17 protein-coding genes are annotated in these 15,865 nt (G+C 62.7%); 11 read left to right on the top strand and 6 right to left on the bottom strand.

Going from position 1 to position 15,865, the window contains the following annotated elements; genetic code table 11:
- Positions 1–71: 71 nt before the first annotated feature.
- The 4 genes from purL (at position 72) to grxD (ending at position 3,319) form a co-directional block, all read left to right on the top strand.
- Positions 72–2,231 (top strand): phosphoribosylformylglycinamidine synthase subunit PurL, encoded by a 2,160-nt coding sequence (gene purL, locus BSF79_RS00680; protein WP_090266829.1) that lies wholly within the window; start codon positions 72–74, stop codon positions 2,229–2,231.
- A gap of 177 nt (positions 2,232–2,408) precedes the next feature.
- Positions 2,409–2,651: a BolA/IbaG family iron-sulfur metabolism protein gene (locus BSF79_RS00675; protein ID WP_090266826.1), complete on the top strand. Its 243-nt coding sequence runs from the start codon at positions 2,409–2,411 to the stop codon at positions 2,649–2,651.
- Positions 2,648–2,902: a hypothetical protein gene (locus tag BSF79_RS00670; RefSeq protein ID WP_090266824.1), complete on the top strand. Its 255-nt coding sequence runs from the start codon at positions 2,648–2,650 to the stop codon at positions 2,900–2,902. The genes BSF79_RS00675 and BSF79_RS00670 overlap by 4 nt, the downstream gene beginning before the upstream one ends.
- Before the next feature lie 54 nt (positions 2,903–2,956).
- A complete protein-coding gene (gene grxD / locus BSF79_RS00665; RefSeq protein ID WP_090266822.1) occupies positions 2,957–3,319 on the top strand; it encodes a Grx4 family monothiol glutaredoxin in 363 nt (120 codons plus the stop codon).
- 79 nt (positions 3,320–3,398) lie between these two features.
- Here the strand turns inward: grxD and BSF79_RS00660 are convergent, their stop codons facing one another.
- The gene (locus BSF79_RS00660; protein WP_090266818.1) at positions 3,399–3,839 is read right to left on the bottom strand and encodes a cell division protein ZapA; all 441 of its coding nucleotides are present in this window, start codon (positions 3,837–3,839) and stop codon (positions 3,399–3,401) included.
- The gene (locus BSF79_RS00655) at positions 3,839–4,345 is read right to left on the bottom strand and encodes a hypothetical protein (RefSeq protein ID WP_090266814.1); all 507 of its coding nucleotides are present in this window, start codon (positions 4,343–4,345) and stop codon (positions 3,839–3,841) included. The genes BSF79_RS00660 and BSF79_RS00655 overlap by 1 nt, the downstream gene beginning before the upstream one ends.
- Before the next feature lie 200 nt (positions 4,346–4,545).
- Here BSF79_RS00655 and tkt point away from each other — a divergent pair, with 200 nt between their 5' ends.
- Complete coding sequence (tkt, locus tag BSF79_RS00650) at positions 4,546–6,561, top strand: transketolase (RefSeq protein WP_090266811.1); 2,016 nt, start codon at positions 4,546–4,548, stop codon at positions 6,559–6,561.
- A 251-nt stretch (positions 6,562–6,812) separates the two neighbouring features.
- Positions 6,813–7,271 (top strand): DUF2267 domain-containing protein, encoded by a 459-nt coding sequence (locus tag BSF79_RS00645; protein ID WP_090267818.1) that lies wholly within the window; start codon positions 6,813–6,815, stop codon positions 7,269–7,271.
- 69 nt (positions 7,272–7,340) lie between these two features.
- Here the strand turns inward: BSF79_RS00645 and BSF79_RS00640 are convergent, their stop codons facing one another.
- Positions 7,341–8,306: a DUF808 domain-containing protein gene (locus tag BSF79_RS00640; RefSeq protein ID WP_090266807.1), complete on the bottom strand. Its 966-nt coding sequence runs from the start codon at positions 8,304–8,306 to the stop codon at positions 7,341–7,343.
- Positions 8,307–8,520: 214 nt separating this feature from the next.
- On the opposite strand from BSF79_RS00640, the gene gap reads away from it, so the two are divergent.
- From gap to BSF79_RS00625, 3 genes are all read left to right on the top strand, one after another.
- Positions 8,521–9,525, top strand: coding sequence for a type I glyceraldehyde-3-phosphate dehydrogenase (gene gap, locus BSF79_RS00635; protein WP_090266804.1), 1,005 nt, complete (start codon positions 8,521–8,523; stop codon positions 9,523–9,525).
- 78 nt (positions 9,526–9,603) lie between these two features.
- Entirely contained in the window at positions 9,604–9,747 is a 144-nt protein-coding gene (locus BSF79_RS19660) for a hypothetical protein (RefSeq protein WP_090266797.1), read from the top strand.
- Between the two features lie 91 nt (positions 9,748–9,838).
- Complete coding sequence (locus tag BSF79_RS00625; protein ID WP_090266793.1) at positions 9,839–10,816, top strand: alpha/beta fold hydrolase; 978 nt, start codon at positions 9,839–9,841, stop codon at positions 10,814–10,816.
- A 16-nt stretch (positions 10,817–10,832) separates the two neighbouring features.
- On the opposite strand, the gene coaD is transcribed toward BSF79_RS00625, so the two are convergent.
- From coaD to BSF79_RS00610, 3 genes are all read right to left on the bottom strand, one after another.
- Positions 10,833–11,327 carry a pantetheine-phosphate adenylyltransferase gene (gene coaD, locus BSF79_RS00620; RefSeq protein ID WP_090266790.1) on the bottom strand — a complete coding sequence of 165 codons (495 nt, stop codon included), beginning with the start codon at positions 11,325–11,327 and terminating at the stop codon, positions 10,833–10,835.
- Positions 11,328–11,402: 75 nt separating this feature from the next.
- Entirely contained in the window at positions 11,403–11,837 is a 435-nt protein-coding gene (locus BSF79_RS00615) for a CBS domain-containing protein (protein ID WP_090266787.1), read from the bottom strand.
- 59 nt (positions 11,838–11,896) lie between these two features.
- The gene (locus tag BSF79_RS00610) at positions 11,897–12,787 is read right to left on the bottom strand and encodes a LysR family transcriptional regulator (protein ID WP_090267815.1); all 891 of its coding nucleotides are present in this window, start codon (positions 12,785–12,787) and stop codon (positions 11,897–11,899) included.
- Positions 12,788–12,893: 106 nt separating this feature from the next.
- Between BSF79_RS00610 and BSF79_RS00605 the strand changes: the two genes are divergently transcribed.
- Together BSF79_RS00605 and BSF79_RS00600 are read left to right on the top strand one after the other, a co-directional pair.
- The gene (locus BSF79_RS00605; protein ID WP_090266784.1) at positions 12,894–14,393 is read left to right on the top strand and encodes a CoA-acylating methylmalonate-semialdehyde dehydrogenase; all 1,500 of its coding nucleotides are present in this window, start codon (positions 12,894–12,896) and stop codon (positions 14,391–14,393) included.
- A gap of 272 nt (positions 14,394–14,665) precedes the next feature.
- Positions 14,666–15,799: a carboxylate-amine ligase gene (locus BSF79_RS00600; RefSeq protein WP_090266781.1), complete on the top strand. Its 1,134-nt coding sequence runs from the start codon at positions 14,666–14,668 to the stop codon at positions 15,797–15,799.
- Positions 15,800–15,865: the final 66 nt, after the last annotated feature.

The raw sequence follows: 15,865 nt of genomic DNA, 5'->3' as shown, positions 1-15,865 counted from the left end.
TCTGTCCCCCTTCCCCCCCGCGCCCCCTTGTCGTAAAGAGACGCCGCAGCACCGCCTTCGGAGACATCACAATGCAAGACCCGGCCATCACGCCCGACCTGATCGCAGCCCATGGGCTCAAGCCCGACGAATACGCCCGTATTCTCGAGATCATCGGACGCGAGCCCACCTTCACCGAGCTCGGCATCTTCTCAGCCATGTGGAACGAGCATTGTTCGTACAAGTCCTCCAAGAAGTGGCTCCGCACCCTGCCCACCACCGGTCCGCAAGTGATCTGTGGCCCCGGAGAAAACGCGGGCGTGGTCGATATCGGCGATGGCCAGGCCGTCGTCTTCAAGATGGAAAGCCACAACCACCCCTCCTACATCGAACCCTATCAGGGCGCGGCCACCGGCGTTGGCGGCATCCTGCGTGACGTGTTCACCATGGGCGCCCGCCCCATCGCCGCGATGAACTCACTCAGCTTTGGCGCGACCGATCACCCCAAAACCCGTCAGCTGGTGCATGGCGTGGTCGAAGGCGTCGGCGGCTATGGCAACTGTTTCGGCGTCCCCACCGTGGGCGGCGAGGTTCGCTTTCACCCCGCCTATAACGGCAACTGCCTGGTGAACGCCTTCGCGGCCGGCTTGGCGGACGCGGATAAAATCTTCTACTCCGCCGCCTCTGGCGTCGGCATGCCCGTGGTTTACCTCGGCGCCAAAACCGGTCGCGACGGCGTCGGCGGTGCCACCATGGCCTCGGCTGAATTCGATGATACGATCGAAGAAAAGCGCCCCACTGTTCAGGTCGGCGATCCCTTCACAGAAAAACGCCTGATGGAGGCCACGCTGGAGCTGATGCAAACCGGTGCCGTGATCTCGATTCAGGACATGGGCGCCGCGGGCCTGACTTGCTCGGCCGTGGAAATGGGCGACAAGGGCGGTCTGGGCGTCAAACTGCAACTGGATGACGTGCCCCAGCGCGAACCCAACATGACCGCCTACGAGATGATGCTGTCGGAATCGCAGGAACGCATGTTGATGGTCCTGCGCCCGGACAAAGAGGCCGAGGCCCGCGCCGTCTTCGTCAAATGGGATCTCGATTTCGCCATCGTCGGCGAAACCATCGCCGAAGACCGCTTCCTCGTGCTGCATGGCAACGTGGTCAAAGCTGACCTGCCGCTGGCCACGCTCTCGGGCTCTGCCCCCGAATATGACCGCCCCTGGGTCGAAACCCCCGCCGCCGATCCGCTGACCGAAGTGCCCGAGATTGATCCCATCGACGGCCTGCGCGCGCTGATCAGCTCGCCCAACTATGCCGCCAAACAATGGGTCTATGAACAATACGACCAGATGGTCATGTCCGATACGGTCCGCACGCCCGGCCTTGGCGCGGGCATCATCCGCGTGCACGGCACCGAAAAGTCTCTGGCCTTCACCTCCGACGTGACCCCACGCTACGTCAAGGCCAACCCCTATCAGGGCGGCGCTCAGGCCGTGGCCGAGGCCTATCGCAACCTCACCGCCGTCGGTGCGACCCCGCTGGCCACCACCGATAACCTGAACTTCGGCAACCCCGAAAAGCCTGAAATAATGGGGCAGCTTGTTGGCGCGATCAAAGGCATCGGTGCCGCTGTCGCCGCCCTCGATATGCCCATCGTTTCCGGCAACGTCTCGCTCTATAATGAAACCGACGGCACCGGCATCCTGCCCACGCCCACCATCGGCGCGGTCGGCCTCATCGCCGCGCCCGAACTGGCCATCACCGGCACCGCCCGCGATGGTCACGTGGCGCTTGTGATCGGTGACACCACCGGCCATCTGGGCCAATCCGCCCTGCTGGCCGAAGTGTTCAACCGGGAAGAGGGCGACGCCCCCCACGTTGACCTCGCCGCCGAAAAACGCAACGGCGATTTCATCCGCGCCAACCATGTGCTGATCACCGCCTGCACCGACCTGTCCGACGGGGGCCTTGCCCTTGCCGCGTTTGAAATGGCCGAGGCTGGTGGCACCGGCGTCCACCTCGATACCGCCGACATGGCGCAGCTGTTTGGCGAGGATCAGGCCCGCTACCTCATCGCCTGCAACTTCGATCAGGCCGAGGCACTGATGACCACTGCAGCTCAGGCGGGCGTGCCAATCCACAGCGTCGGCAAATTCACCGGTGACACCGTGCGCTTTGGCCACGTCGAAGCCCCGCTGGCAGACCTTGCTGCGCTCTACCGGTCTGGATTTGAAACAGCGGTGGGCTGACCCGCCCCCGCCTTCACATTTGCAAAATATCCTCGGGGGGCGTCCGAATCCCGCAGGGTTCGGACGGTTGGGGGCAGACAGCCCCCTTGCCTCCGCGCTGACAGATTGCCGCCCTCTCCCTTGCGCCGCGACCCCTCCCGGCCTACATCTTGAACCGACGACGACAGGAGCATCCCCATGGCCATGCAAGCCCGCGAAATCGAAGACCTGATCCGCGCCGCCTTTCCGGCGGCCAAAATCACCATTACCGATCTGGCTGGCGACGGAAACCACTGGGCCGCCGAGGTGATCGACGAAAGCTTTCGCGGCCAGAACCGCGTGAAGCAGCAACGCGCGGTCTATGCTGCCCTCAAGGGCAAGATGGATGGTCCCAATGGCGACCTGCACGCGCTCGCCCTGACCACCAAGGCGCCCGAATGATCTCCATGGCCTGGATCGGCGGCACCCTTGCCGTCCTGCTCTTGGCCGCCATCACCGCCGAGGCCTGGATCAAGCGCAACCGGCCCCGCCGCCCGCTTGCCTCCTACCGCCCCGAGATGTCGCAAGCGCGGCGCAGCTTCAACTCCGGCGACGTGCTCCACGCTCCGTCGACCAGCGCCGCCTCAGACAGCGCCCGGCGCGACACTACGCGCAGCGAAGACCGGCACCCGCGCCTCGATACGAAAAACTGAACTGGCTGCGGCCATGGGACCACACCGCCCAGAACACTCGCAAGGACCAAACAAATGACCGACGCAAAAACCAACATCGACGAAACCGTGAAATCCAATGACGTGGTGCTGTTCATGAAGGGCACCAAGGACATGCCGCAATGTGGCTTCTCCTCCCGCGTCGCGGGCGTGCTCAACTATATGGGCGTCGCGTTCAAGGACGTGAACGTGCTGGCCGATGCCGACATCCGTCAGGGCATCAAGGATTATTCCGACTGGCCCACCATCCCGCAGCTTTACGTCAAAGGCGAATTTGTCGGCGGCTGCGATATCATCACCGAGATGACCCTCTCGGGCGAGCTTGACACCCTGTTCGAAACAAGCGGCGTTGCCTACGACAAAGACGCCGCCGAAAAGATCCGCGAAGCCAACGGCTAATCGCCAGGTCTGCACAAAGCAAAAGGCGGCCGGGGTTCCCCGCGCCGCCTTTTTTCTTGTCTCAAAGTCACGGACGGCCTCAGGCCTCTGCATCCTCCGGCGCATCCGCATCAGCATCCGCATCGGCCCCGGACAGCTTGTCCTCGACCTCGGCCGCCAGCGCCTCGGCGCGCGCGGCGATCTCGGCCAGCGTATCGGTGACAATCGCCGGGATCACCGGCACCTCCACCCGCTCCGGCTCTGGCGCAGGGGCTGCGCGCAGCCCCTCCAGCTCGGCGTCGCGCTCGGCAAGCGCCGCCTCGACCTCACCCAGCTTGTCCTCCAGCCCGGCCGTCTTGTCGGCCAGCATCAGCCCCGCCATCAACAGCATCCGCGCCTCGGGCAAGCGCCCGATCTGCGCTGCCAGAACCCCGGCCTCGGCGTCCAGCATCTTGGCGGCGGACTGCAGGTAATGCTCTTCGCCTTCCTGGCACGACACTTCAAAAGCGCGGCCACCGATCAGAATTTCCACCTCGGGCATCAGGTCTCCTCCCCGGTTGTGGCATCGCGCAACAGCGGTTCCAGCGCGATCACGATCGCGCCCGCTTCTGCGGCCTCTGCGGCGCGCGCGGTGTGCAGCGCTTCCAGTTCGGTCGCCATCGCCGCATTTATCAGGTCCGGCGCGCCCACGCCCTCGGCATTGGCCGCCCGCAGCGCGGTGTTGCTTTCCACCAACTGTTCGTTGATCTGACGCAGACGCTGCATTTCGCCGTCCAGCGCCGCCATCGCGGCGCGAGCCTCCGACAGCTCCAACTCAATCCCGGCCTCGCGCTTGTCCATCTTGGCCCGGATTGCCTTGACCCGTTCCTCCAGTTGCGCATTGGCCAACCGCTCGTCGTCCAGCGCCTGCCGCAGCTCTGTCAGCTCGGCTTCATCCACCACGGGCTCGGCCGCCTCGGGCGGAGCGGCGCTCAGCACCTCAACCCCGCGCGCAATCCGGTCCATCGCTGCGGTGATCCGGCGTTCCAGTTCGCTAATTTCGCTCATTCACCTCTGCCTTCTTACTGCTCAGGCTGCTCAACGATCCGGCAGCGAATCATTCTGGCAGCCCTTCAGGCCAAGTTTACCCAATGGTTCTAGAAAATGCGCCCCCTTCCGCGCCAATGGGTTACAGGGTGCGCTTGATCTTCACTCCCGGGCTGATATTGAGCACGCAACGATACGCCTAGATCAAAGGAAAGCCTCTCGTGGACATCTCTGCCCTGCGCACTGCAAACCCCGATCACTGGTCCAAGGCCGCGGCCATCCGCGCCCTGACGCTGGATGCCATCCACGCTGCCAATTCCGGCCACTCGGGAATGCCCATGGGCATGGCCGATGTCGCAACCGTGCTGTTCGAAAAGCACCTGAAATTCGATGCCGCAGCGCCGAAATGGCCCGACCGCGACCGCTTCATCCTCTCGGCCGGCCACGGCTCGATGCTGCTGTACTCGCTGCTGTATCTCACCGGCTATAAGGACATCACGCTAGAGGAAATCCGCAATTTCCGTCAGTGGGGCGCCAAAACCGCAGGTCACCCCGAATACGGCCATGCCGACGGGATCGAGACCACAACCGGCCCGCTGGGTCAGGGCATCGCCAACGCCGTCGGCTTCGCCATGGCCGAGGAAATCCAGCGCGCTCAATACGGCAAGAAGATCGTCGATCACTACACCTACGTGATCGCCGGTGATGGCTGCCTGATGGAGGGCATCAGCCAAGAGGCCATCGGCCTCGCCGGGCGTCACCAGCTCAGCAAGCTGGTCGTGTTCTGGGACAACAACAACATCACCATCGACGGCACCGTCGATCTGGCAGACCGCACCGATCAGGTGATGCGCTTCAAGGCCTCCGGCTGGCATGTGCAGGAAATCGACGGCCACGACGCCGCCGCCATCGACGCGGCGATCACCGCCGCCAAGAAGGCTGGCAAGCCCTCGATGATCGCCTGCAAAACCCACATCGCCCTCGGTTCCTCGGCGCAGGACACCTCCAAGGGCCATGGCGCGCTGACCGACGAGAAACTGATCGCCGACGCCAAAGCCGCCTATGGCTGGACCACCGGCCCGTTCGAAGTGCCCGCCGAGATCAAAACCGCATGGGAAGCCATCGGATCGCGCGGCGCCACTGACCGCGCCGCGTGGGACACCCGCCTCGCGACGATTTCCGAGCGTAAACAGGCCGAGTTCGCCCGCGCCTATGCGCTGGACGCCCCCAAGCGCCTCGCGCCGACCATTCGCGCGTTGAAAAAGCAGATCACCGACGAAGGCCCCAAGGTCGCCACCCGCAAATCCAGCGAAATGGTGCTTGAGGTGATTAACCCGGTGATGACCGAAACCGTCGGCGGCTCGGCAGACCTGACCGGCTCGAACAACACCAAAACCGGCGATCTGGGTGTCTTTGACATCGACAACCGTGGTGGCCGTTATATCCACTGGGGCATCCGCGAACACGGTATGGCCGCCGCGATGAACGGCATGGTGCTGCACGGCGGCATCCGTCCCTACAGCGGCACCTTCATGTGCTTCACCGACTACGCCCGCCCCGCCATGCGCCTCTCGGCGTTGATGCGCGTGCCGACCGTCTATGTGATGACCCACGACAGCATCGGCCTTGGCGAAGACGGCCCGACCCACCAGCCGGTCGAACATCTGGCCATAAGCCGCGCCACCCCCAACACCTATGTGTTCCGCCCCTGCGATACGATCGAAACCGCCGAGGCGTGGGAGATCGCGCTGACCTCCAAGGAAACCCCCTCGGTCCTGTCGCTGACCCGCCAGAACCTGCCGACCGTGCGCACCACGCACACCGCGAAAAACCTTGTCTCGCAAGGTGCTTACGTGCTGGCTGACTCCGAAGGCAAACGTCAGGCCATCCTGATCGCCACCGGCTCCGAGGTGGAAATCGCGCTGGCCGCCCGTGACCTTCTGCAAGCCGACGGCATCGGCACCCGCGTCGTCTCCATGCCCTGCATGGAGCTGTTCGAGGCGCAGGAAGAAGCCTACCGCAAGCGCGTCCTGCCCGCAGGCCCCGTGCGCGTCGGCATCGAGGCGTCGGTGCGTCAGGGCTGGGATAAATGGCTGCTGGGCGAGCGTGGCCGCGAAGCCAAAGCAGCCTTTGTCGGCATGAACAGCTTCGGCGCCTCCGCCCCGGCCGAGGTGCTCTATGAAAAGTTCGGCATCACCGCCGAGGCCGTCGTGGCACAGGTCAAAGCCCTGCTCTGATCCTTCCACAGCTACATCAAAGGCCCCGCGCGCCTGCGCCGGGGCCTTTTTTTGTGCAGCGACCATGCTCCAAAATCCAGCCAAGAACGGATGGGCTCAACTCAGACCACCTCACGCGGATTTCTGCAAAAGGCGCCTCGCTGTGTCAAATGTCGGCTTCGCGGACGAAGCGGACTTACGAGGCCTCGATATTCCAAGCATTGAACGGCTACGCTATTGTTGGCCGAAACCTAACAAGGGCGACATCTCCCATGCCAATGCCATGGACATACAGGCACGCTTCCAAGGAATGGCGGGCTTTTCTCGATGACGTGAAGGAGCGCATGTCGCTAGAGTCCGACAACATGGCTTATACGGCTGTGGATGCTGTTCTTCAGGTGTTTCGGCGCCGCTTGACGGCCCAGCAAGGCTTGGAATTCGCGGCTGTGCTTCCAAGCGTGCTTCGTGCGATTTTTGTGAATGGCTGGGATGTAAGCGAGGGTCCGGTGCCGTTTTCTGAACGCTCCGAGTTGATTGCCGAGGTAAAACGGGTTCGAGTGAACCACAATCTGACACCGGATAACGCAATTGAAGCGACAGCGTGGGCGGTCCGGCGCTGCACGAACAAGAGAGACTTCGAACGCGTGCTTCACATGATGCCAGAAGGCGCTGCCGCGTTTTGGCACGTCGATGTAGATGACCCAAAGGAGCTACAGCAACGGATCATCTAGCTGCGGCGCAGCAATCGACACGTCAGGCTCGAAGCCGCCAGTCACAAGATGACCACGCGCCTCAAGCCCTCAAGCCCCGCGCAGCCCCGCCACCGCGCGCCACAACGGCGTGATGATGCGGGTCACAATCGGGATCAGCACCAGACCCAGCGCCACGCCCAAAACGCCGTCAATTGCCGCCGTCGTCAGCCATTCCATCGCGGCTTCCATCTGCTGCGGCACCGCATGCCCAACCATCAGCGCAACCGCGTGGATCTGCTCGTACAGCCATGGAAGCCCCAAGACATCCAACCCGTGGATCACGATCGATCCGCCAACCCACAGCATCGCCGCCGTCCCCACCAGCGTCAGCACATGCAAAAACCCCGGCATCGCCTTCACAATCCCCCGTCCAAGCGAACGGGTCATCCCCAACCGGCCATTGTCCGCCATATGCAGCCCAACATCATCCGCTTTCACGATCAGCGCCACACTGCCGTACACCAGCACCGTAATGCCAATCCCCACCGCCGCCAGCACCGCCGCCTGCATCCAGATATTCCCGGTTGGGATCGCCGCCAATGCGATGGTCATGATCTCGGCTGACAGGATGAAATCGGTCTTGATCGCCCCCGCCGCCTTCTGCTCTTCCAGATGCGCCGGGTCATCGGGGATCGCCCCCTCCTCCTCATGCACCGCATGCGGGAACACCGCATGGTGGATCTTCTCCGCCCCCTCGAAACACAGGTAACACCCGCCCAGCATCAGCAGCGGCATGATCGCCCAGGGCGCGAAACTGGACAGCAGCAATGCAACCGGCAGCAAGAACACCAGCTTGTTCTTGAACGAGCCCTTGGCGATCCGCCACACGATCGGCAACTCGCGGCTGGCCTCGAAACCGTGGATATATTTCGGCGTCACGGCGGCGTCATCAATCACCGCGCCCGCCGCTTTGGCCCCTGCCTTGGCCGCCTGCCCCACCACATCATCCAATGAGGCCGCCGCCACCTTGGCGATTGCCGCCACATCGTCCAGCAATGCCAGAAGACCACTCATGCCCGTACCTCATTTTCAGCCGTTTCGCCCAACTTAGACGAAGCAGCCCTGCAAACAAGCCTTGATCCTGCGGCATCCTCCGGCAGGAAAGTCGTTAGCGCAACCAAGGCAGGTTTGCGCTAACACTTTAATAAATCTCTATTTTTTAACTTTCAGCAAAGCCAATGCCCGTTTATATCACGCATGAATTTCATTCGCTTCAGGAGTTGAGAACATGACCATCACCGTCGGCATCAACGGATTTGGCCGTATTGGCCGCAGCACCCTTTCGCACATTGCCGAAAGCGCGCGCGAAGATATCAAAGTGGTCAAGATCAACGCAACCGGCCCGCTTGAAACCGCCGCCCACCTGATCCGTTTCGACAGCGTGCATGGCCGTTTCCCCGGCACCGTGACCGTCGGCGACGGCACCATGGACCTTGGCCGCGGCGCGTTCGAGGTGATGTCGACCTATGACATGGATGAACTCGACTGGTCCGGCGTCGATGTCGTGCTGGAATGCACCGGCAACTTCAACGACGGCGAAAAAGCCGCCAAACACATCGAGCGCGGCGCCAAATCGGTGCTGATCTCGGCCCCGGCCAAGAACGTGCAGAAAACCATCGTCATGGGCGTCAACGACGACCAACTGACGGCGGATGATGTGATGGTCTCGAACGGCTCGTGCACCACCAACTGCCTGGCGCCGCTGGCCAAGGTGCTGCATGAAAGCATCGGCATTGAATCCGGCATCATGACCACGATCCACTCCTACACCGGCGATCAGCCCACCCTCGACCGCCGCCACAAGGACCTCTACCGGGCCCGCGCCGCCGCCATGTCGATGATCCCCACCTCGACCGGCGCCGCCAAGGCCCTCGGTGAGGTCCTGCCCACCCTCAAAGGCAAACTTGATGGCTCGTCGATCCGCGTGCCCACACCCAACGTGTCGGCCGTGGACCTGACCTTCATCGCCGCCCGCGACGTGACCGAAGAAGAGGTCAATCAGATCATCGCCGACGCCGCCGCCGGTCCGATGAAAGGCATTCTGGGCTACGATCCCGCGCCCAAAGTCTCGATCGACTTCAACCATACCGAGGAAAGCTCGATCTTCGCCCCCGACCAGACCAAAGTCATCGGTGGCCGTCTCGTGCGCGTTCTCAGCTGGTATGACAACGAATGGGGCTTCTCCTGCCGCATGGCCGATGTGGCCGTTGCGATGGGCCGCCTGCGGGGCTAAGCCTTCGCCACAGCTTGCACCTTTTGCGGCGCTTGGGCATAGTTCCCCCAGCGCCGCAATACGGGAACAGGGCCGGGCATGACCAATCAGATATCGATCGTGCTGGGGCTGTTGATTGTCTCACTGGTGGTGGCAGACATGCTGCTGACCGGGGGCGACACCATCCTGTTCCTTGCTCGCAAATTCGGCGATCTGATCGAATGGACCGCCTTCTGGCGCTGATCCCCGCCCCCGACGCCACGTTACCCCCGGCACCACTTGCCAGGCTCCGCCGCGCCGACCATCCTGCCCCCAATCACAAAGGGAACCGGTGATGAGCCTCATTTCGACACTTCTGGAACTGGCGCTTCCCGCCGCAGGTGCGGTTGGCCTCGGCTGGCCGGTGACCAAGACATGGCGCACCAAGCGCAAGGTCGAAGCCGCCGTGCCGCCACGCGGCAAGTTCATCCAGATTTCCACCGGCAAGCTGCACTATGCCGACAGGGGCACCGGCCCGGCCATTCTGATGATCCACGGGCTGGGCGGACAGCTGGGCAATTTCGACATGGGGCTGATTGATCTTCTGGCGCGCGACCACCGGGTCGTGGCGATTGACCGGCCCGGCATGGGCTGGTCCGAGCGTCCCGCCCATACCCCCGCCAATCCCCGCGCGCAGGCCGCGCAGATGATCGAGGTGATCGACGCGCTGGGGCTGGACCGCCCGCTGATCGTCGGCCATTCGCTGGGCGGTGCAATCGCCCTGTGCCTGGCGCTCGAGCACCCCGAGAAAACCCGCGGCCTGGCCCTGCTGGCGCCGCTGACCGTGGCCACCGCGGAACCGGCGCCGCCGTTCAAACCGCTCGCCATTCCCTCGGGCCTCAAGCGGTTTGTCCTCAGCTGGACCTTTGCCACCCCGGCCTCGATCCGCAATCAGCAGGATGTGTTCGATTATATCTTCGGCCCCGAGGACGTGCCCACCGGGTACAGCGTCGATGGCGGCGGGCTGCTGGGTCTGCGCCCGAAATCCTTCCGCAACACCTGCCGCGATTTCCTCGCCTCCGGGCGCGATCTGAAATGGATGAGCAACGGCTATGACGGGCTGCGCGTGCCGGTGCATATCCTGTTTGGCCGCGAGGACCGTATCCTTGATCCGCAGATACAAGGCGTCGAGCTGACCAACCACCATCCGGCGATAAAACTCACGCTGACATACGGCGGCCATATGCTGCCGCTGACGCAACCTGAGGCCTGCAACAGCTTCATCCGCACCGCCATGGCAGACGCGGACAGCGCCACAGCGCTGACCGCCTGACCAAACGCCCGGCGCATTATTTTCCCAGCTTGGCCAGCAGCTTGGCCTTCACAGCCGGGGTCACGAAGCGCGAGACATCGCCATCCAGCCGGGCGATTTCCTTGACCAGCTTGCTGGCAATTGCCTGATGCTTGGCCTCGGCCATCAGAAACACCGTCTCGACCGAACTGTCGAGCGCGCGGTTCATCCCGACCATCTGGAATTCATATTCGAAATCCGCGACCGCCCGCAGCCCGCGTACGATCACCTGCGCACCCACATCATGAGCGCAGTTGATCAGCAGGTTTTCAAACGGATGCACCACGATCTCGGTGCCGGTCTGCTCTTGCAACCGGGCCATCTCGACCTCGATCATCGCGACCCGCTCCTCAAGGGAAAATAATGGCCCCTTGTCACGGTTGATTGCCACCCCGATCACCAGCCTGTCCACCAAAGTGGCCGAGCGGCGGATGATGTCGATATGACCCAAAGTGATCGGGTCAAATGTACCCGGATAAAGTCCGATACGCATTTGCGCGCTCCTCCCTCAAGAAGCAAAAGGTATTGTCGCGCGCACGCAATATTATTGCGCCCCGGAATGCAAGGGCTAATGCCCCATAATCATCCCTTCCAAGGCATCCTTCTCCATTGCCAGCTCCTGAAGCCGCGCCTTGACCACGTCGCCGATGGTGACAATGCCGACCAGAACACCGTCTTCGACCACCGGCATATGCCGGAACCGGCCCTCGGTCATCCGCGTCAGCACCGTGTCGGCGCTGTCATTGCGCGCACAGCAGACCGGATTGCGGGTCATCATGTCCTCGACATGCTCGTGCAGACAGCTCGCGCCGCGCACCGCCAATGCCCGCACGATATCGCGCTCTGACAGAATGCCGCTGGCCACCTGCCCGTCCAGTGACACGATCACGCCCCCAATCCGGCGTTCCGCCAGAATTTGCGCCACATCGGAAATCAACGTGCCCGGCCTGACGGTCACCACCGCATCGTCGCCCTTGGCCCTGAGGATCTGATGAACAAGCATGTAGGCAACCTCCGCAATATCGTTTCATTACCCCAGCGTCCCCCGCCTGCGACAATCTGTCAAGTCATAGCTTCAAGCCGCTCCACCTCCGCCCGCAACCCCTCGGCCAGCTCCACCGCAAACCGGTTCAGCCGCTCCATCCGCCGGTCATCGGCATGGCGTATCAGGTAAAAACTGCGCGTCAGACTGACCTCCTCGGTCAGAACCTTGCGCAACCCCCGGGTCGAGGGAATGGCGAAATCGTGCACGATCCCGATACCGCCGCCCTGACGGATACAGTGGAACTGCACCGAAACCGAATTCGACGCCAGCGGCACCTTCTCCACGCCGACCTCACTCAGATAATCCAGCTCCTTGTCGAAGATCATGTCGGGAATATATCCGATCATCCGGTGCCCCTTCAGATCCTCCATCGTCTCGATCTTCGGATGCTGAATCAGATACCCGCGCGCCGCCGCCAGATGCAGTTTGTAATCGGTGATCTTCTGCACCGTCAGCCGCCCCGCCGTCGGCGGGCTGACCCCAATCGCCATATCCGCCTCGCGCTTGGACAGGTTGAACACCCGCGGCAGCGCCACGATCTGCACCTCCAGATCCGGGTTGGCCTCGACAATCTGCGCGCAGACCTGCGGCAGCAAATAGTTGGCACAGCCATCCGGCGCGCCGATCCTGATCTGCCCCGACAGATTGCCCGACTGCCCCGCCAGCTCCTCCATCGCCGCGCCCATCGCCTGTTCGGCACGCTCCGCATGCGCCAACAACCGTTGCCCCGCATCTGTCAGCGCATAGCCCTGCGGGCTTTTGCCAAACAACGGCGTGCCCAGTTCCTCCTCCAACCGCGCCACCCGGCGGCCAACCGTGGCCGGGTCCACCTTCAGGTCGCGCCCCGCCCCCGACAGGCTTTCCTCCCGCGCTACCGCCAGAAATACCTTCAGATCATCCCAGTTCATGCCCGCACCCTCTGCATTTTTGCAAAACCTTTTTGGAAACTTGCCTCTGTTCATCGGAAATTTGCAAGCCTAAGCTGCCGCAAATTGCGTAAGCGGAGGAGTCCCCATGCAAGAGCTGACCCACTACATCAACGGCGAGCACGTCAAAGGCACGTCTGGCCGTTTCTCGGACGTGTTCAACCCCGCCACCGGCGAAGTGCAGGCAAAATGCCCGCTGGCCAGTGTCGAAGAGATGAATCAAGCCGTTGAAATCGCCGCCGCCGCCCAACCCGCCTGGGCCGCCATCAACCCGCAGCGCCGCGCCCGCGTGATGATGAAATTCGTCGACCTGCTGAACCGCGACATGGACAAACTGGCCGAAGCCCTGTCCCGCGAGCACGGCAAAACCCTGCCCGACGCCGCCGGAGACGTGCAGCGCGGCCTGGAAGTCGTCGAATACTGCATCGGCGCGCCGCAGCTGCTGAAAGGTGAATTCACCGACAGCGCCGGCCCCGGCATCGACATGTATTCCATGCGCCAGGCGCTTGGCGTGTCGGCGGGCATCACGCCCTTCAACTTCCCCGCCATGATCCCGCTGTGGATGTTCGCCCCCGCCATCGCCTGCGGCAACGCCTTCATCCTGAAGCCGTCCGAGCGTGACCCCTCCGTGCCCTTGATGCTGGCCGAACTGATGGAAGAAGCGGGCCTGCCAAAAGGCATCCTGCAAGTCGTCAACGGCGACAAGGAAGCCGTCGACGCGATCCTGCACCACCCGGTCATCCAATCGGTCGGCTTCGTCGGCTCGACCCCGATTGCCGAATATATCTACGGCACCGGCTGCGCGAACGGCAAACGGGTGCAGTGCTTCGGCGGCGCCAAGAACCACATGATCATCATGCCCGACGCCGATCTCGACCAAGCCGCTGACGCGCTGATCGGCGCAGGCTACGGCGCTGCGGGCGAACGCTGCATGGCGATCTCGGTTGCCGTGCCCGTGGGCAAGGAAACCGCCGACCGCCTGATCGAAAAGCTGGTGCCGCGCATCGAAAAGCTGAAAGTCGGGCCCTATACCGCTGGCAACGACGTCGATTACGGCCCCGTCGTGACCGCCGCCGCCAAAGCCAACATCCTCAAGCTGATCGAAACCGGCGTCGAGCAGGGTGCCGAACTTGTGGTCGATGGCCGCAACTTCAACCTGCAAGGCTACGAAGACGGCTTCTTCGTGGGCCCGCACCTCTTTGACCACGTCACCAAAGACATGGACATCTACAAAAAAGAGATCTTCGGCCCCGTCCTGTCCTGCGTCCGCGCCAATTCCTATGAAGAGGCACTGGCACTGGCGATGGACCACGAATACGGCAACGGCACCGCGATCTATACCCGCGACGGCGACGCCGCCCGTGACTTCGCCAACCGTATCAATATCGGCATGATCGGCATCAACGTGCCCATCCCGGTGCCGCTGGCCTATCACACCTTCGGCGGCTGGAAGAAATCGGCCTTCGGCGACCTGAACCAGCATGGCCCGGACGCGTTCAAGTTCTACACACGCACCAAAACCATCACCTCGCGCTGGCCCTCGGGCATCAAGGACGGCGAAGAGTTCAACTTCAAGCCGATGGACTAAGACCAATACCGGGAAACGCCCTGTCCGGGGCGTTTCCCAACCACCGCTGACCCAACGGGGCGCCTTCGGCGCACAGGATAAGCCCTGCGGGCAGATTGGGGTTCCACCCCAAACCCCGGAGTATTTCTGTCAGAAAGAAACCTGCCTGCTTCTTTCTGATCCAAATACTCAAATTCCGGCAAACAGGTCGGGTCCAGCCGGTGCCGGTTGCCGAGGCGGCGACAAATATGCTGAAGTCATCAGGTCATCAAGCATTGTCAGGGAGGATTGTCATGCCCACAGCTCAGCCCGATTTCACCCTCGGCGTGGAAGAGGAATATCTGCTTGTCGATCTGGATACGCTTGATCTGGCCCCTGCGCCAGAAGCCCTGATGCAGCGGTGCGGGGCGGCCCTGCAAGGTCAGTTCAGTCCGGAATTTCTGCAATGTCAGGTCGAAATCGGCACGCGCGTCTGCGCTGATGTTGCCGAAGCGCGCGACGATCTGAAGCGCCTGCGCTCGACCGTGGCGGAGATTGCGCGCGACTTCAACCTTGCGCCCATTGCCGCCTCTTGCCATCCGTTTTCCGACTGGCGCGATCAGCATCACACCGACAAGGACCGTTACAATCATCTGCGTGGTGATCTGGCGGGCGTGGTGCGGCGGATGCTGATCTGCGGCATGCATGTTCATGTCGGTGTCCCCGCCCCTGATCAGCGTATCGACCTGATGAACCAGCTGCGGTATTTCCTGCCGCATCTGCTGGCACTCAGCTGTTCCTCGCCGTTCTGGCAGGGCGAGGATACCGGCCTGTCGTGCTATCGCCTGACCGTGTTCGACAATCTGCCCCGCACCGGTCTGCCGCCGCAATTCGACAGTTGGGGCAGCTATGAGCGGTCGGTTCAGACCCTGATCGATCTGAAGTTGATCGAGGACAGTTCGAAAATCTGGTGGGATCTGCGGCCCTCGGCCCGGTTTCCCACCATCGAAACCCGGATCTGCGATGTCTCGCCCCGGCTTGAGACCGCGCTGACCCTTGCCGCGCTGGTTCAGGCCCTGACCCGGATGCTGTGGCGGCTGAGCCAGAAAAACCAGCGCTGGCGGCTGTATGACAACTTCCTGCTATCGGAAAACCGCTGGCGGGCGCAGCGCTATGGTCTGACCGGCGGGTTGATTGATTTCGGCGCCCGCGCGATCACCCCATTTGAAGCCCTGATCGACAACCTGATCGAACTGGTCGCCGAGGATGCCGACGCGCTTGGCACCCGGCCCGAGATCGAGAACATGCGCAATATTCTGGCCACCGGTACCTCTGCCGATCAGCAGCGCCGCATTTATCAGGACGCTGTGCATGCGGGCGACACATCGCAAGCCGCGCTTGGCGCCGTGGTCAAACATCTGATCGAGGAGTTTCACGCCGATCTTTGATCCCCATTCATGGCCTGTCTGCCGTTGCTGGCGAACCGGCCTTCATCTCATCATCCGACCCCGCAC

Origin of the sequence: Thalassovita taeanensis (genome assembly GCF_900110775.1) — a bacterium.
In the GTDB taxonomy this organism is placed as follows: domain Bacteria; phylum Pseudomonadota; class Alphaproteobacteria; order Rhodobacterales; family Rhodobacteraceae; genus Litorimicrobium; species Litorimicrobium taeanense.
This window is presented reverse-complemented; position numbering and strand designations above follow the sequence as displayed.

Excerpts from the sequence above, each read along its gene's own strand:
- purL (WP_090266829.1), top strand. The coding sequence starts at position 72 with ATGCAAGACCCGGCCATCACGCCCGACCTGATCGCAGCCCATGGGCTC.
- BSF79_RS00675 (WP_090266826.1), top strand. The coding sequence starts at position 2,409 with ATGGCCATGCAAGCCCGCGAAATCGAAGACCTGATCCGCGCCGCCTTT.
- BSF79_RS00670 (WP_090266824.1), top strand. The coding sequence starts at position 2,648 with ATGATCTCCATGGCCTGGATCGGCGGCACCCTTGCCGTCCTGCTCTTG.
- grxD (WP_090266822.1), top strand. The coding sequence starts at position 2,957 with ATGACCGACGCAAAAACCAACATCGACGAAACCGTGAAATCCAATGAC.
- BSF79_RS00660 (WP_090266818.1), bottom strand. The coding sequence starts at position 3,839 with ATGCCCGAGGTGGAAATTCTGATCGGTGGCCGCGCTTTTGAAGTGTCG.
- BSF79_RS00655 (WP_090266814.1), bottom strand. The coding sequence starts at position 4,345 with ATGAGCGAAATTAGCGAACTGGAACGCCGGATCACCGCAGCGATGGAC.
- BSF79_RS00645 (WP_090267818.1), top strand. The coding sequence starts at position 6,813 with ATGCCAATGCCATGGACATACAGGCACGCTTCCAAGGAATGGCGGGCT.
- BSF79_RS00640 (WP_090266807.1), bottom strand. The coding sequence starts at position 8,306 with ATGAGTGGTCTTCTGGCATTGCTGGACGATGTGGCGGCAATCGCCAAG.
- gap (WP_090266804.1), top strand. The coding sequence starts at position 8,521 with ATGACCATCACCGTCGGCATCAACGGATTTGGCCGTATTGGCCGCAGC.
- BSF79_RS19660 (WP_090266797.1), top strand. The coding sequence starts at position 9,604 with ATGACCAATCAGATATCGATCGTGCTGGGGCTGTTGATTGTCTCACTG.
- BSF79_RS00625 (WP_090266793.1), top strand. The coding sequence starts at position 9,839 with ATGAGCCTCATTTCGACACTTCTGGAACTGGCGCTTCCCGCCGCAGGT.
- coaD (WP_090266790.1), bottom strand. The coding sequence starts at position 11,327 with ATGCGTATCGGACTTTATCCGGGTACATTTGACCCGATCACTTTGGGT.
- BSF79_RS00615 (WP_090266787.1), bottom strand. The coding sequence starts at position 11,837 with ATGCTTGTTCATCAGATCCTCAGGGCCAAGGGCGACGATGCGGTGGTG.
- BSF79_RS00610 (WP_090267815.1), bottom strand. The coding sequence starts at position 12,787 with ATGAACTGGGATGATCTGAAGGTATTTCTGGCGGTAGCGCGGGAGGAA.
- BSF79_RS00605 (WP_090266784.1), top strand. The coding sequence starts at position 12,894 with ATGCAAGAGCTGACCCACTACATCAACGGCGAGCACGTCAAAGGCACG.
- BSF79_RS00600 (WP_090266781.1), top strand. The coding sequence starts at position 14,666 with ATGCCCACAGCTCAGCCCGATTTCACCCTCGGCGTGGAAGAGGAATAT.